11 protein-coding genes and 2 pseudogenes are annotated in these 14,861 nt (G+C 73.8%); 6 read left to right on the top strand and 7 right to left on the bottom strand.

The window, feature by feature from the left end; genetic code table 11:
• Positions 1–10: 10 nt before the first annotated feature.
• Entirely contained in the window at positions 11–1,396 is a 1,386-nt protein-coding gene (locus tag CD790_RS11775) for an MATE family efflux transporter (protein WP_144383120.1), read from the bottom strand.
• 439 nt (positions 1,397–1,835) lie between these two features.
• Here CD790_RS11775 and dnaB point away from each other — a divergent pair, with 439 nt between their 5' ends.
• Positions 1,836–3,347: a replicative DNA helicase gene (gene dnaB, locus CD790_RS11765; protein ID WP_399217448.1), complete on the top strand. Its 1,512-nt coding sequence runs from the start codon at positions 1,836–1,838 to the stop codon at positions 3,345–3,347.
• Between the two features lie 13 nt (positions 3,348–3,360).
• On the opposite strand, the pseudogene CD790_RS35695 reads toward dnaB, so the two are convergent.
• Positions 3,361–3,459, bottom strand: a pseudogene (locus tag CD790_RS35695) (dienelactone hydrolase family protein); the annotation flags it as partial.
• 254 nt (positions 3,460–3,713) lie between these two features.
• Here CD790_RS35695 and CD790_RS11755 point away from each other — a divergent pair.
• The gene (locus CD790_RS11755) at positions 3,714–5,126 is read left to right on the top strand and encodes a serine hydrolase (protein ID WP_144383117.1); all 1,413 of its coding nucleotides are present in this window, start codon (positions 3,714–3,716) and stop codon (positions 5,124–5,126) included.
• Positions 5,127–5,281: 155 nt separating this feature from the next.
• Here CD790_RS11755 and CD790_RS36800 read toward each other — a convergent pair.
• Together CD790_RS36800 and CD790_RS11745 are read right to left on the bottom strand one after the other, a co-directional pair.
• Positions 5,282–5,696: pseudogene (locus CD790_RS36800) on the bottom strand (GNAT family N-acetyltransferase).
• A complete protein-coding gene (locus CD790_RS11745) occupies positions 5,633–6,172 on the bottom strand; it encodes a MarR family winged helix-turn-helix transcriptional regulator (protein WP_144383116.1) in 540 nt (179 codons plus the stop codon). Before CD790_RS11745 ends, CD790_RS36800 begins: the two are co-directional and overlap by 64 nt.
• Positions 6,173–6,356: 184 nt before the next feature.
• Here CD790_RS11745 and CD790_RS11740 point away from each other — a divergent pair, with 184 nt between their 5' ends.
• From CD790_RS11740 to CD790_RS11725, 4 genes are all read left to right on the top strand, one after another.
• Positions 6,357–7,580 carry an MFS transporter gene (locus CD790_RS11740; RefSeq protein WP_144383115.1) on the top strand — a complete coding sequence of 408 codons (1,224 nt, stop codon included), beginning with the start codon at positions 6,357–6,359 and terminating at the stop codon, positions 7,578–7,580.
• Between the two features lie 199 nt (positions 7,581–7,779).
• Complete coding sequence (locus CD790_RS11735; protein ID WP_144383114.1) at positions 7,780–8,412, top strand: HAD family phosphatase; 633 nt, start codon at positions 7,780–7,782, stop codon at positions 8,410–8,412.
• Between the two features lie 363 nt (positions 8,413–8,775).
• Positions 8,776–10,869 (top strand): globin domain-containing protein, encoded by a 2,094-nt coding sequence (locus CD790_RS11730; protein WP_144383113.1) that lies wholly within the window; start codon positions 8,776–8,778, stop codon positions 10,867–10,869.
• 49 nt (positions 10,870–10,918) lie between these two features.
• The gene (locus CD790_RS11725) at positions 10,919–11,869 is read left to right on the top strand and encodes a pyridoxamine 5'-phosphate oxidase family protein (RefSeq protein WP_222108238.1); all 951 of its coding nucleotides are present in this window, start codon (positions 10,919–10,921) and stop codon (positions 11,867–11,869) included.
• A 50-nt stretch (positions 11,870–11,919) separates the two neighbouring features.
• On the opposite strand, the gene CD790_RS11720 is transcribed toward CD790_RS11725, so the two are convergent.
• The 3 genes from CD790_RS11720 to CD790_RS11710 all read right to left on the bottom strand — a co-directional run bounded on the left by CD790_RS11720 (position 11,920) and on the right by CD790_RS11710 (position 14,860).
• Complete coding sequence (locus CD790_RS11720) at positions 11,920–12,420, bottom strand: NUDIX domain-containing protein (RefSeq protein ID WP_144383112.1); 501 nt, start codon at positions 12,418–12,420, stop codon at positions 11,920–11,922.
• Positions 12,421–12,461: 41 nt separating this feature from the next.
• Positions 12,462–13,358: a LysR family transcriptional regulator gene (locus CD790_RS11715; RefSeq protein ID WP_144383111.1), complete on the bottom strand. Its 897-nt coding sequence runs from the start codon at positions 13,356–13,358 to the stop codon at positions 12,462–12,464.
• A 215-nt stretch (positions 13,359–13,573) separates the two neighbouring features.
• The gene (locus CD790_RS11710; protein ID WP_144383110.1) at positions 13,574–14,860 is read right to left on the bottom strand and encodes a cystathionine gamma-lyase; all 1,287 of its coding nucleotides are present in this window, start codon (positions 14,858–14,860) and stop codon (positions 13,574–13,576) included.
• Between the last annotated feature and the right edge of the window lies 1 nt (position 14,861).

Below are 14,861 nucleotides of genomic sequence, written 5' to 3'. Positions count from 1 at the left end.
CGTCGGAGTGCTATCCGCGCACCGCGCCCGTGATGAGCCAGCGGCCCGACCGGGCGCGGAACCAGAGGGTCGCCATGCGGGTCGTGGTCATCAACGCCAGGGCCCACCAGAGGGCCGTCAGGCCGCCGTCCAGCGAGGGGACGAGCAGGGCGACGGGAGCGAAGACGGCAAGCGTGGCGAGCATCGCCCAGGCCAGGTACGGCCCGTCTCCGGCCCCCATCAGGACCCCGTCGAGGACGTAGACGACGCCCGCGACCGGTTGGGTGAGGGCCACCACGAGCAGCGCGGGAAGCAGGGCCTCCCGGACCGCGTGGTCGCCGGTGAAGAGCGGGATGAACAGGGGCCGGGAGGCCACGACGAGCAGCCCCAGCAGCGCCCCTGAGGCGATCCCCCACCGGACCATGCGGCGGCAGACGGCACGGGCGCCCTCCGTGTCGCCCGCGCCCAGATAGCGGGCGATGATGGCCTGCCCGGCGATGGCGATGGCGTCCAGGGCGAAGCTGAGCAGGCTCCACAGGGTCATGATGATCTGGTGGGCGGCGATGTCCGCGTCGCCGAGGCGGGCGGCCACGGCGGTGGCCAGCAGCAGCACGGCGCGCAGCGACAGGGTGCGGACCAGCAGCGGGACGCCGGCGCGGGCGCAGGCCCGTATCCCGACGGCGTCGGGGCGCAAGGAGGCACCGTGCCGTCTGGCGCCCCGGACGACGACGGCGAGGTAGACGGCGGCCATGCCGCACTGGGCGATGACCGTGCCCCAGGCGGAGCCGGCGATGCCCAGATCGGCCCCGTAGACCAGGATGGCGTTGAGCGCGGCGTTGGCGGCGAAGCCGCCGACGGCGACGTACAGCGGTGTACGGGTGTCCTGGAGGCCCCGCAGCACGCCGGTGGCGGCGAGCACCATGAGCATGGCGGGGATGCCGAGGGCACTGATCCGCAGATAGCCGATGGCGTGCGGTGCGGCGGAGCCGGAGGCGCCGAAGAGGTCGACGAGGGCGGGCGCGGCGGGCTGGGCGACGGCGACGAGCACGACGCCGATGAGGAGGGCGAGCCAGACCCCGTCCATGCCCTGGCGGACCGCGGCGGCCGGTTCGCCCGCGCCGACGCGGCGGGCGACGGCGGCGGTGGTGGCGTAGGCGAGGAAGACGAAGATGCTGACCACACTGGTCAGCAGTGCGGCGGCTACGCCGAGGCCGGCCAACTGGGGGGTGCCGAGGTGGCCGACGACGGCACTGTCGACCATGACGAAGAGGGGCTCGGCGACGAGTGCGCCGAAGGCGGGGACGGCGAGCGCGATGATCTCGCGGTCGTGGCGGCGGGCGCCGCCGCGGGGGGCACGCCGGGCCGGGCGCCGGATGCGGGAACGCTCGCTCGGCGCGGTCACGGGTGCCTGGTTCATGGCGTCAATCTAATCTTCCACAGGTAAGATACTCAAGTGCATTGCACTCCTTACTTCCCGTCACGCAAGGCGATCTTCTCTGTGCCCTTTGTCGCGATCTTGCGCTGGCCGAGGAAGTTTTTCTTCCTCACAGCCCTTGGAAGGAGAATCCGCAGGTCAGAGCCGTGGCGTAGGGGTGTGTGTGGTGTTGTCCACAGCGCTGTCCCCCGTGTCGTGCACAGGTTCAGCGGCGTTCTCCACAGGAAGCGCTCCCTCGTCCACATGGCCTGTGGATAACCAGATTGGCGGACGGCCCTCATGGGCCTACCGTGGTCCGGCGCCCGCCGCTGTGACCGGAGCCCGAGCGCCCTAGTTTTCAGAGCGTTGTCAGAGCCGTGCCGTCAGCAGAAGGGGCACCGCGAAGTCCGCACCGCGGACGGGAGGAGGTGGCGGGGTGAGCATGCCCGAGCCCCTGGACGACCCCTGGGCCGACGCCGGCCCCGGTGACCGGTTCCCCGCTCCCCGGCCGCGCCGCGACGGCGGCGGCGGAGCCGGCGGCGCCCGAGGCGGAGGCGGCGCCCGAGGCGGCCGCGACGACCAGCACGATCGCGACCGGGACGGCGGCGGCGCCTGGGGGGACGGCGCGGGGTTCGAGCGGGTCCCTCCCCAGGACCTGGACGCCGAGCAGTCGGTGCTCGGCGGCATGCTGCTCTCCAAGGACGCCATCGCGGACGTGGTCGAGGTCCTCAAGGGCCACGACTTCTACCGCCCCGCGCACGAGACGATCTACCAGGCCATCCTGGATCTCTACGCCAAGGGTGAGCCCGCCGACCCGATCACCATCGCCGCCGAGCTCACCAAGCGCGGCGAGATCACCCGGGTCGGCGGCGCCTCCTATCTGCACACCCTGGTGCAGTCCGTGCCGACCGCCGCGAACGCGGAGTACTACGCCGAGATCGTCCACGAGCGCGCCGTGCTGCGCCGCCTGGTCGAGGCGGGTACCCGCATCACGCAGATGGGCTACGCGGCCGACGGGGACGTCGACGAGATCGTCAACAGGGCCCAGGCGGAGGTCTACGCCGTCACCGAGCAGCGCACCAGCGAGGACTATCTGCCCCTCGGCGACATCATGGAGGGCGCGCTCGACGAGATCGAGGCGATCGGCTCGCGCAGCGGCGAGATGACGGGCGTGCCGACCGGCTTCACCGACCTGGACGCGCTGACGAACGGTCTCCACCCCGGCCAGATGATCGTCATCGCGGCCCGCCCCGCGATGGGTAAGTCCACGCTGGCCTTGGACTTCGCACGGGCCTGCTCCATCAAGAACAACATGCCGAGCGTGATCTTCTCGCTCGAGATGGGCCGCAACGAGATCGCGATGCGTCTGCTCTCGGCCGAGGCCCGCGTCGCCCTGCACCACATGCGCTCCGGTTCCATGACGGACGACGACTGGACCCGGCTCGCCCGCCGGATGCCCGACGTCTCCGCCGCCCCGCTGTTCATCGACGACTCGCCGAACCTGTCGATGATGGAGATCCGCGCCAAGTGCCGTCGGTTGAAGCAGCGCAGCGACCTCAAGCTGGTGATCATCGACTACCTCCAGCTGATGCAGTCCGGTGGCTCCCGACGTGCCGAGAGCCGTCAGCAGGAGGTCTCGGACATGTCCCGTAACCTCAAGCTGCTGGCCAAGGAGCTGGAGCTGCCGGTCATCGCGCTCTCCCAGCTGAACCGTGGTCCCGAGCAGCGCACGGACAAGAAGCCGATGGTCTCCGACCTGCGTGAGTCCGGTTCGATCGAGCAGGACGCCGACATGGTCATCCTGCTGCACCGTGAGGACGCCTACGAGAAGGAGTCGCCCCGCGCGGGCGAGGCGGACATCATCGTCGGCAAGCACCGTAACGGCCCGACCGCCACCATCACGGTCGCCTTCCAGGGCCACTACTCGCGCTTCGTGGACATGGCCCAGACCTGAGCCGTCCCCTACCCGCGGGCCGGCGGTCGACACCGGCGGGGAGCGCGAGGTGCCCGACCATCGTCAGGCCCTCGGCGGGGTATTCGACCGTGCGCGTGGTGACCGTCGTCATGAGACGAGACCGCAGTGATCGTCGAGCCCGGTCGGGCCGGTCTTCACTGTCGGCGGAACCGCGCGGGCGGGGGCCCGTGGATCGGCGCTGGGGAAGGCTCCGGTTCCGGCGGAGCACGTCGACCCCGATGCGAACCAGGCCGCCGGCCACCGCCACGTCGGTGAGGGAGCCCCGTCTGACCACGGCCACTCCGCCTGAGGCGGCCGTGCCGGTCGTCTACGGTCTCGAGATCATCGGCGTCTAGGGTGCGGGGCATGACCGCCGAATCCGTCGCCCAGTACGACGCCCTCGAGTTCGCCGCACCGCTCCCCGCCACCCGCCGCGCGCTGCTGCACCGGCTCGCGGTCGGCCAGACGGAGGGGCGCACCCCGTCGCTGGTGGGGTGCGTGGTCCGGGATGGCCGCGTGGTGTGGACGGGGGCGCGCAGCTGCGTGGACGGGCACGCCCCGGACGGCGACACCCAGTACCGCATCGGCTCGCTGACCAAGACCTTCGTCGCGGTGCTGGTGCTCAGGCTGCGGAACGAGGGGCTGCTGCGCCTCGACGACCCGCTGGTCGACCATCTGCCGGAGGCCACCGAGGCCGGCACCGCCACCGTCGCCCAACTGCTCTCCCACACCGCCGGACTCGCCGCCGAGCCGCGCGGGCCCTGGTGGGAGCGGACGCCGGGAGCGCTGCGCCCCGAGCCGGGAGACGTGTTCGGCGAGCGGCCGCTGGTGCACCCGGCCGGCCGCCGGTTCCACTACTCCAACTCGGGCTTCGCGCTGCTCGGCGCGGTGGTGGAGCGGCTGCGCGGCGCACCCTGGAACGAGGTGCTGCGCCGCGAGGTGCTGGAGCCGCTGGGCCTGCGCCGGACGACGACCCGGCCGTGCGCGCCGCACGCCGGCGGCTGGGCCGTGCATCCCTGGGCGGATGTGCTGCTGCCCGAACCGGCCGCCGAGACCGGGCTGATGAGCCCCGCCGGGGAGCTGTGGTCGACCGCCGAGGACCTGGGTCGGTGGGCGGCGTTCCTGCTCGACGGCGACGATCGGGTGCTCGACGCCGCCACCCTGGCCGAGATGCGTACGCCGGCCGCGGTCCAGCAGCCCGGCGACCGGGACGGCGGCTGGGGCCTGGGCCTGCAACTGACCCACCACCAGGACCGGTTCCTCTTCGGCCACGGCGGCTCCATGCCCGGCTTTCTCGCCGCCCTGTGGATCAGCCCCGAGGACCGGCTCGCCGCCGTCGTGCTGGCCAACGCCACCTCGGGCCCGCAGGTCGGCCCGGTCGCCGCCGACCTGGTGCGGATCGTGGCCGAGCACGAGCCGCCCATCCCCGAGCCCTGGCGGCCGCTCCCCGCCGACGAGGTCGACCCGGCGCTGTTGGAGCTGACCGGCCCCTGGTTCTGGGGCGCCGCCCCCTTCGTGCTGCGGCTGTGGGCCGGACGGATGCTGGAGCTGTCCCCGGTCGGCGCCGTGGGGCGCGCCTCACGGTTCCTGCCGGAGTCGGACGGCACCTGGACCGGGCTGGACGGCTACTACCTGGGCGAGACGCTGCGCGTGGTTTTCGACGCGGACGGCGCGCTCAGCCACCTCGACGTGGGCACCTTCGTCTTCACCCGCGAGCCCTACGGATCGGAGGACGTGGTGCCCGGCGGGGTCGACCCGCGGGGCTGGCGGGGGCTGTGACGCCGGGAGCGGGCTCGGATCAGGCCCGGATGGCGCCCGGATGAACCGGAACGGGGCGGGCCCGCCGCCGGGCCCGCCCCGTCCCACGGGCGCTCAGCCGCGTCGGGCCCCGTTCCGCAGACGCTCAGCCGCGTCGGGCCCCGCTTCGCGGGCGCTCAGCCGAGCCGGAGCTTGAAGCCCACACGGGAGGCGGCGCATCCCAGCCGCTCGTAGAACCGGTGCGCGTCGGTGCCGGTCGCGTCCGAGGTGAGCTGCACCAGTCGGCAGCCCGGGCGGCGCGACTCCTCGATCGCCCACTCGCTCGATCGCCCACTCGATCAGCAGGGTGCCGAGCCCGCCGCCGCGCTCGTCGGCGTGGACGCGCACCGCCTCGATGAGGGAGCGGGCGGCCCCGCGCCGGGACAGCCCGGGGATGACGGTCGTCCCGTCCGGCTGCGCGTTCCCTCCGGCGGCGTGGTCACCTCGCCCCCGTGTCCCGTCTCGCCCGCGTACCCGCGCGCCGGCGCTCAGCGGCGCGCCGCGGTCTTCCGCGGCGACAGGAGGGCCCAGGGCCCCGTCGCTCGCAGGGATTTCACGGCCTCGACCAGGGGGGCCAGCTCGGGGCGCCGGGCGGCCTCCTGGAGGGCCTCACGCAGCGCGGACTCGTTGGTGGGGCGCGCCTCCTCCAGGAGCGCGAGACCGGCCGGGCTCACGTCCGTGTAGATCCCGCGCCGGTCGGTCGGGCAGATGTAGCGAGACAGCAGACCGCGCTCCTCCAGGCGGCTGACCAGCCGGGTCGTGGCGCTCTGGCTCAGCACGACGACATCGGCGAGCTGGTGCATCTGGAGGTGCCCGCCGTCCCCCTCGTGCTGGTAGCTGAGCACGTCCAGGACGGAGAACTCGCGGGCGCTCAGCCCGTGCCCCGCCTGGAGGGCGCGCTCGACATGGGACTCGATGCGGCCGTGCAGGGAGGACAGGGCGCACCAGCCCTGCGCCAGCACCCGTCCGCCCCCGGGGTCGCCGGTCGCGCCGTCCTCGACGGTCTTCGGCTCCTGCTGTCGCGGCATGGGCCCTCCTCTTCCGATGTCGCCGGGGCCTCCCCTGACGCGGCCCCCTCCCAGGATAGGGCAACAGCGAAATAGTCAGCCCTTGCAAGTAAAGCGCGTCTGCAACTATTGTGTTCGCGTCTTACGTTCTGGCGCAATGGATCCCGCTCCGGGACGCCCGCGCACCCCGACCGAGGAACCCCCTATGCCTCTCGCCCTGCTGGCGCTCGCGATCGGCGCCTTCGGTATCGGCACCACCGAGTTCGTGATCATGGGTCTGCTGCCCGAGGTGGCCGACACCTACGACGTCTCCATCCCCGTCGCCGGATACGCGACCACCGGGTACGCCCTCGGTGTCGCGGTCGGCGCCCCGCTGCTGACGCTCCTCGGCACCCGCTTCACCCGCAAGCAGATGCTGATGCTGCTCATGGGCGTCTTCATCGCGGGCAACCTGCTCTCCGCCCTCGCCCCCACCTTCGGGTTGCTGCTCGCCGGCCGAGTGGTGGCCTCGTTCTCGCACGGCGCGTTCTTCGGCATCGGAGCGGTGGTCGCCGCCGACCTCGTCGCTCCGGACAAGCGGGCCAAGGCCATCGCGACCATGTTCACCGGCCTGACGATCGCCAACGTCGTCGGCGTGCCGATGGGCACCTGGATCGGGCAGCACTTCGGCTGGCGCGCCACCTTCTACGCCGTGGCCGCGCTCGGCCTGCTGGGCCTGGCCGGCATCGCCGCGCTCGTTCCGGCCCGCCCGGGCCCGGCCGCGGCACGGCTCGGCAGCGAGCTGGCCGCCTTCCGCAACCCGCAGGTCTGGCTGGCCATGATCATGACGGTGCTCGGCTTCGGTGGCGTCTTCTCGGCCATCACCTACATCACGCCCATGATGGCCGAGGCCGCCGGATACGCGGAGTCCTCCGTGGCCTGGCTGCTCGTCCTGTTCGGGCTCGGACTGGTCGTCGGCAACCTGATCGGCGGGCGCTTCGCCGACCGCGCGCTGATGCCGATGCTCTACGTCTCCCTGGGCGGTCTCGCCGTGGTCCTCGCCCTCTTCGCCTTCACCGCCCACGACAAGGTCGCCGCGGCCGTCACCCTCGCCCTCATCGGCACGCTCGGCTTCGCCACCGTGCCGCCGCTCCAGAAGCGGGTGATGGACCAGGCGCCGACCGCCCCCACGCTCGCCTCCGCGGCCAACATCGGCGCCTTCAACCTCGGCAACGCCCTCGCCGCCTGGCTCGGCGGCCTGGTCATCTCGGGCGGCCTGGGCTACACGGCCACCAGCTGGGTCGGCGCCGCGATGGCCGCGGCCGCCCTCGGCACCGCCATCCTCTCCGCCACCCTGGAGCGGCGCGCCGCGAGCGGTGGTCGGATCGTGACGCGCGGCGGCGCGGCGGCGACCTCGACCGTGGAGGAGGCCGCGGCCTCCACGCACTGACGCACCGACCGCGGCGGGCCGGGGAGGCGAGGACGGAGCCACCGGCCCCCGGCGTCACGGCTGCTCCCGTGTCACGGCCGCCTCCGTGGCACGGCTGCCCCGTGCACGGCCGCTCCCGTGCACGGGCCGTGTCCGGGGGCGGCTCGGCCGGGAGACGCCGGTACCGGGCCGTCCCCAGACCCACCCCTACCCTCGGGCCATGACCAGACTGCATCTGTTCGACCTCGACGGCACGCTGATCCACGGGTCGGCCGCCGCGATCGAGATATCCCGGCAGCTCGGCGTCGAGCGGGAGATCGGCGAGCTGGAGCGGGAGTTCGCGGCCGGCGGGCTCAGCACGGCGCGGTTCGCGGAGCGCGCCTGCGCGTTGTGGGGCGACCTGTCCGAGGCGCAGGTGACCGCCGCCTTCGACGGAGCGCCCTGGCTGGCCGGGATCCGGGAGGTGTGGGCGGACATCCGGGCCCGCGGCGAGCGCTGCGCGGTGATCTCCCTCTCGCCGAACTTCTTCGTGGAACGACTGCTGGACTGGGGCGCCCACGCGGCGCGCGGCTCGCACTGGCCCGCCGTGCCGTTCCGCGATCCGGTGGACCCGACGGGCATCCTCACCCCGGCCGCCAAGGTGCGGATCGCCGACGAGCTCTGCGCGGAGTACGGACTGACCCGGGCCGACTGCGTGGCGTACGGGGACTCGATGTCGGACGCCGAACTGTTCGCCGTGCTCCCGCGGTCGGTGGCGGTGAACGCCGACCATCATCTCAGTGGAATCGCGTCATACACGTATGCCGGGAGGGATCTCCGCGAGGCATACGAATTGGTGGGTAACCGCGGGTAATTACCGTTAATGCCGCGATGGGTGAGGTGTTCACGGCGGGGGGTTGTGCATTTATTCCAGGCCGGTAGGGTCGACTGCGGTTACCCGCCGGCAGGGCACGGAGCGCGGTGCCGCGACAGCCGACCACCCTAGGGTAAATCGGCTCCCGCCACGTGGACTTCCGGCTTTTGTCCTATGCCACCCAGGACTGCTGGCATGCTGCACGACGGGATACGCGGCCGGCTTCGAACGTTCGAAGACCGGCTGGACCGAGTGCACCGGAACGGGAATGCGCAGGGCACCGCACGGCGTCTCCGCTCTCTCGATCGCGGACCGCCGTGGACGTGCGAAGACCGGCAGAGAGATGTTCGAGGCGAGGCAACCATGGACGCTCCGACCACCACGTCGTCCGACGGCGACGACTCCGGCGGCAACAGCGGCGACTGGGGCTGGTTCACCCCGAGCAGGGGGAGCGGCAAGGGCGTGGAGTACGCCGAGCTCGTCGAGCCCACCCTGTATCCGGCGAACACGGCGTACGGAGAGCCGGCCGAGCACACCGGTCGCCTTGAGCACACACGGCCCGCGGAGCACCCCGACCCCGCGGGCCCCGCGGCCCGTACCCCGGACACGCCTTCCGCGGCCGACCCGCGCCGGCCGGGCCCCGGCGGCCGGGCCTGGGCCTCGGAGGGCGGAGCACCGCACCCGTCCGGCCGGTCGGTGAGCCCGGCCGGGCCGGAGGGCGGCGCGCCGGAGCGTCGTACCGAGCCGGCGGCGGGGCCCGCACCGGCACAGTGGGAACGGGTCTCCGGCCCGGCCCCGGCCGCCCCGGCGACCGCCCTGCACCGGACGGCCGCCGCCCCCGCCTCCGCCCCGTATCGAGCCCCCGCAGCCCCGTCCCCGTCCCCGGCGTCGGCACCGGCACCGGCGTCGACGTCGTCGGTGCCGGCCCGGATCGGGCACCAGCGCCCCGCGGAGGCGGCACCCGGTCCCGCCGCCACCAGACCGGGCGCCGGACCGGTTCCGGCTCCGGCCCGTACCCAACCGCCCCGACGGGACGCGCCCGCGGCCCCGGCCAGCGGGGTCTCAGCCCCCTTCCCCGCCGGAGCGCCGACCGCGCGGGCCGGTGCGGTGTCCCCGACAGCGCCGGCCCCGTCCGCCCCGGCCCCCATCACCCCGGCCTCGCCCGCGCCGGCCCCGACCACTCCGGCTCCGCCCACCCCGGCCCCGGCACCGTCGACGCCCTCCACCCCACCAGGGCCGATGCCCGCCGCCGCGCCGCCGCTCCCCGGGCCGATGCCGCCCGCCGCGCCGCCGCTCCCGGCCGTGGAGTCCCCGCGCGAGACGACCGCCCCGTCGCCGGACGCGATCCTCATCCGTCGCACCATGGCCGAGTTGGAGCCGATCGCCGACAAGGCGACCTCGTACTTCTACGCGCTGCTCTTCCTCCGCAACCCCGGGGTCCGGGACCTGTTCCCCGCCGCCATGGACGCCCAGCGGGACCGGCTCTTCAAGGCGCTGCTGACCGCCGCCAAGCACGTCGACGACACCGACATCCTCACCGAGTACCTCACCCACCTCGGCCGCGGCCACCGCAAGTACGGCACGCTGGCCGAGCACTACCCGGCCGTCGGCGAGTGTCTGATCGACGCGCTCATCCGCTACGCCCCGGAGTCCTGGGACGCGGCGACCGAGGCGGCCTGGGTGCGCGCCTACACCGCCATCTCCCAGATCATGATCGACGCCGCGGCCGAGGACGAGCTGCGGGCTCCCGCCTGGTGGAACGCCGAGGTGGTCGCCCACGAACGGCGCACCTCCGACATCGCCGTGCTCACCCTCCGGCCCGACCAGCCCTACCCGTTCCTCGCCGGGCAGTACGCCTCCCTGGAGACGCCGTGGTGGCCTCGGGTGTGGCGGCACTACTCCTTCGCCGCCGCCCCCCGCCCGGACGGCCTGCTCGCCTTCCATGTGAAGGCGGTCCCGGCGGGCTGGGTCTCCACCGCCCTGGTGCACCGCGCCCGACCCGGCGACGTGATCCGACTCGGTCCCCCGGCCGGCTCCATGACCGTGGACCACAGCACCGACAACGGGCTGCTGTGCCTGGGCGGTGGCACCGGCATCGCCCCCATCAAGGCGCTGGTGGAGGACGTCGCGGAGCACGGGCGACAGCGCCCGGTCGAGGTCTTCTACGGCGCCCGCAGCGACCAGGACCTCTACGACATCGACACCATGCTGCGGCTGGCGAAGTCGCATCCGTGGCTCGCGGTCCGGCCGGTCGTCGCGGACGGCCCGACCAACGGGATCAGCGGCCGGCTTCCCGACGCCGTGCGCAAGTACGGACCCTGGAACAGCTATGACGCCTATCTGTCCGGCCCACCCGGAATGATCCGCAGCGGAGTGCACGCCCTTCAGGGCATCGGCATCCCGTCCCACCGGATACGCCATGACTCCGTCGAAGAACTCGTCGCGGCCGGGAGCTGAGTTGGGGCCGCGAGCAGACCACGAGGCCCAGATGGGATGGGAGGCCGAGATGAGGTGGGAGACCGACGCGCCGCCGCCCGGCGCCGTGCCGGCCCGGGGTTCCGTCCCGGCTCTGGACGGCGTGCCCGCGCGGGGTCCCGTCCCGACCCTGGGCGGCGTGCCGGCCCAGGGTCCCGCTCCGGTCCGGGGGGCCGCCGCCAGGCCGGGCAGCGAGGGTGAGCGCGCGCTCCAGCAGCGCCTCGACACCACCGCGCGCGCCGACCGCTTCTACGACGAGCAGGTGCTGGACCGGCTCAACTCCCGGATGCGGGAGTTCATCGCCCGCCAGGAGATGTTCTTCCTGGCCACCGCCGACCGGCGGGGCGAGTGCGACAACACCTTCCGCGCCGGACCGCCCGGCTTCCTCCGCGTCTTCGACGACCGGACGCTCGCCTACCCCGAGTACCGGGGCAACGGGGTGCTGGCCAGCCTCGGCAACATCGAGGAGAACCCCCATGTCGGCCTGCTTCTGGTCGACTTCGTCCGCGACCGGATCGGCCTGCACGTCAACGGGCGGGCCCGGCTGCTGGACGACGCCGAGCTGCGCGCCGAGCGGCCCGGGGTTCCGGTCGACCCGGTGCCCGGCCGCCGGGCGGTGATCTGGGTCGAGATCACGGTCGAGGAGGCGTACGTCCACTGCTCCAAGCACATCCCCCGGCTGCGCAGGGCGGATCCGCCCCGGCCGCGCGGCGCCGTCGACCGCGAGGGCGACCCGGTCGGCCGGAGCGGCCGTGCGGCCCCCGGGGAGACCGACGGCGACCGCGAGCGGGACTGGGGGACGGACGACCACCGGCGCAAGGGCGGTGACTTCTTCGGCGCCGCGGCCCAGGCGCCCCAGCGCCGTGCGGAGCGAGCCACGGCCCACCACGAGCGGTGGCACCGGGAGGTGCGGCGCACGCTGGACCGCGCGGAGCGCCCGGATCTGGCCGTGGGGCAGCCGTTCACCCACTGGTTCGGCTGACCGTCTCGCCCGTCGTACGACCGTGCGCCGGGCGGGTGCCCGGGACGGCGCTATCCGGCGACGCCGAAGTCGTCGGCGAGCAAAGCCAGCACGCCCTCGATGTTGGCGTCGAGGTAGGCGGCGAGCGAGGGCGGCACCACGTCCACGGAGGCGATCCCCTTGCGGGTGAAGGGGATGCGCACCACCTCGTACTCCCCGCACGGCTCTTCGACCTCGGGGCCGTGCCGCCGGGACAAGTCCATCGATTCCAGTCGGCAGACGAAGAAGTGCTGGACCTTCACCCCATGCGCGGCGTGGTGCAGGCTGTGCGAGACCGTGTCGACGAAGGCCGGGACGACCCGGGTCACCGTGCCCCCCAGCTCCTCGTCGACCTCCCGGTGCAGCGCGGCCACGACGCTCGCGTCACCGGGCTCCACCCCGCCGCCCGGGGTGATCCAGTAGGGAGCCTCACCGGGCTTGGTCCGCTTGATCACGATCATTTCGAGGCTGGAGCCGACGCCGTCCAGCAGGATGGCGCGGGCGGTGCGCTTGACCACGAGTCGTTCGGCCATAGAGGACAGATGCCGCGCACGGCGCCCGGTGAAACACCGGTTCACCAGTCCACGGCGGCACGCAGCAGCCACTCGTGCGCGCGCGCGAGGTGCGGATGGGCGAGCGCTCCGACCCGGACGACCAGGAAGTACGTGCGCAGCGGCGGCACCGGGGGGTTGAGCAGTGCCACCACCTCACCGCTGTCCAGCGCGTCCATGCACAGATAGCGGGGGAGCACGCCGAGCCCGGCCCCGGCCGCCACCGTGGCCAACACGGCGCGCAGATCCGGCGCTATCACCGTGCCGGGCGCGGCCGGCTTGGCGTCGAAGACCGTGGTCCAGTAGCGGCTGACGAAGGGGAGGCACTCGTGCACCTCGACGATCGGGAGGCGTTCCAGCGCGTCGACGCCCTTCATCCGGAGCATCGCCTGGCCGCCCAGCCGGGCCGCCCACCGCGGCGCCGCCACCAGCACATGCTCCTCGTCACAGAGCGGGGTGGCCCTGAGCAGTCGGCCGCGCGGACGGCCGGTGGTGATGGCCAGATCATGGTGGCCCGCGGCCATCCCGGCGAACAGCTCCTCGGTGCCGCCGAAGGCGGTGCGCACCGTCAGCCCCTGGGCGATCAGCGGGGTCAGCGCGGGCAGCACGCGCAGCGCGGTGAACTCCGGGGGCCCGGCCAGGTGCAGGGTGCGCGGCGTGGTCGGGTCGTCCAGCCCGGCCTCGGCGATCTCCACCAGTGCGTCCAGGTGTGGGGCGACCTTGTGGGCGAGTTCGTCGCCGACGGTCGTGGGGGTCACCCCGCGCGCCCTGCGCAGGAACAACGGGCGTCCCAACTGCCGCTCCAGGGCGCGTATCTGGCCCGTGACGGCAGGCTGGGAGAGTCCGAGGAGAGCGGCGGCGCGGGTGAAGGACCCGGCGCGGTGCACGGTGACGAAGGTGCGTAAGAGGGCCAGATCCATATGGTTCCCCTCGGCTCGACGGGCCCTGGCCGCCGGTCAACTATAAATATGCCGATAGGGCCATGTCGCTACGGTGATTGGACACTGACGCAGAGTCAACTAGCCTTGTTCGAGCGGCTCTAGAAGCTGAGAGCCGGGGCGTCTCAAGCCACGAGGGGGGAGGCTTGAGACGCCCGCCTGACGTAGCGGCGGCGTAGCGCGGGCGTGCGGCGCGTTCAGTCGGCCGATCGGGCGGCGGCCCGGTCCAGCGCGTCCAGCAGATCCGCGATCAGGTCCTCGGGGTCCTCGACGCCCACCGACAGCCGGATGAAGCCCTCCGGCACGGCGTCGCCGCCCCACCGCGCGCGGCGCTCGGCCGTGGAGCGCACGCTGCCGAAGCTCGTGGCGTCGTCCACCAGCCGCGACGCGTCGAGGAAGCGTCGGGCGTGCGCCCGGTCCGGCAGCACGAAGGAGACCACGCAGCCGTACCGTCCGGCGCGCATCTGCCGGGCCGCGACCGGGTGCGCGGGGTCGCCCGGCAGGCCCGGGTGGCGCACCCCGGTGACCTCGGGGCGCGTGGCCAGCGCGGTGGCCACGGCGAGCGCGTTGGCGGCCTGTCGGTCCACCCGCAGCGCGAGGGTGGCCAGGGAGCGGTGGGCGAGCCAGGTCTCCATGGGGCCGGGGATCGCGCCGACCGTCTTGCGCCACGCGCGCACGGTGCCCGCCAGCTCCGGGTCGCGGGTGGCCACGTACCCCAGTAGCACGTCCCCGTGGCCGGACAGCGCCTTGGTGCCGCTGGCGACCGAGAAGTCCGCCCCGAGCTCCAGGGGCCGCTGGCCGAGCGGGGTGGCCAGGGTGTTGTCCACCGCGACCAGCGCGCCGCGCGCGTGCGCCGCGGCGGCGAGTCGGCGGATGTCGCAGACGTCCAGACCGGGGTTGGAGGGCGTCTCGAGCCACAGCAGCCGCGCGCCGTCCAGCACGGCCAGCTGCGCGTCGTCGGCGGTGGGCGCGGTGCGCACCTCGACGCCGTAGCCCTCCAGTCGCCGGCGCACGGCGGTCAGCAGCTGGTAGCCGTCGTCGGGGAGGACCACCGCGTCGCCCTGGCGCAGCTGGGAGAAGAGCACGGCCGAGATCGCGCCCATGCCGGAGGCGAAGGCGACGGTCTCGGCGGCGGCGTCCGGCGATTCCAGCTCGCCGATCGCCCGTTCCAGCAGCGTCCAGGTGGGGTTGGCGTCCCGGCCGTAGGCGTACGGGGCCTGCCCGAGGTCGACGGCGTCGGGCAGGTGGTAGTGCGCGGCGAAGACGGGGCCCGGCAGGCTCGGCCGGTAGCTCTCGGCGTCGGGGAGCCCGGCCCGTACCGCCCGGGTGGCGTCGGCGTCGCCCCGGCGCCTCGCCTCGCCGGCAGGCGCGCGACCGGTCGGCGGGGAGTCGCCGGCGGTCGCGCCGTCGCCCGCGGGTGTCCCTCGCGCCGGGTCCGGGCTCGCGGGCCCGCGCCCGCCGGCGCGCACGTCCTCGCCGCCCATG

Origin of the sequence: Streptomyces sp. SAJ15 (assembly GCF_007595705.1) — a bacterium.
GTDB lineage: Bacteria > Actinomycetota > Actinomycetes > Streptomycetales > Streptomycetaceae > Streptomyces.
Note: the sequence above shows the minus strand (reverse complement) of the source record. Positions and strands in the feature narration are given on the sequence as shown.

What these genes read in the sequence shown, in the direction of transcription:
- CD790_RS11775 (WP_144383120.1), bottom strand. Translation starts at nt 1,396, where the DNA reads ATGAACCAGGCACCCGTGACCGCGCCGAGCGAGCGTTCCCGCATCCGG.
- dnaB (WP_399217448.1), top strand. Translation starts at nt 1,836, where the DNA reads ATGCCCGAGCCCCTGGACGACCCCTGGGCCGACGCCGGCCCCGGTGAC.
- CD790_RS11755 (WP_144383117.1), top strand. Translation starts at nt 3,714, where the DNA reads ATGACCGCCGAATCCGTCGCCCAGTACGACGCCCTCGAGTTCGCCGCA.
- CD790_RS11745 (WP_144383116.1), bottom strand. Translation starts at nt 6,172, where the DNA reads ATGCCGCGACAGCAGGAGCCGAAGACCGTCGAGGACGGCGCGACCGGC.
- CD790_RS11740 (WP_144383115.1), top strand. Translation starts at nt 6,357, where the DNA reads ATGCCTCTCGCCCTGCTGGCGCTCGCGATCGGCGCCTTCGGTATCGGC.
- CD790_RS11735 (WP_144383114.1), top strand. Translation starts at nt 7,780, where the DNA reads ATGACCAGACTGCATCTGTTCGACCTCGACGGCACGCTGATCCACGGG.
- CD790_RS11730 (WP_144383113.1), top strand. Translation starts at nt 8,776, where the DNA reads ATGGACGCTCCGACCACCACGTCGTCCGACGGCGACGACTCCGGCGGC.
- CD790_RS11725 (WP_222108238.1), top strand. Translation starts at nt 10,919, where the DNA reads ATGAGGTGGGAGACCGACGCGCCGCCGCCCGGCGCCGTGCCGGCCCGG.
- CD790_RS11720 (WP_144383112.1), bottom strand. Translation starts at nt 12,420, where the DNA reads ATGGCCGAACGACTCGTGGTCAAGCGCACCGCCCGCGCCATCCTGCTG.
- CD790_RS11715 (WP_144383111.1), bottom strand. Translation starts at nt 13,358, where the DNA reads ATGGATCTGGCCCTCTTACGCACCTTCGTCACCGTGCACCGCGCCGGG.
- CD790_RS11710 (WP_144383110.1), bottom strand. Translation starts at nt 14,860, where the DNA reads ATGGGCGGCGAGGACGTGCGCGCCGGCGGGCGCGGGCCCGCGAGCCCG.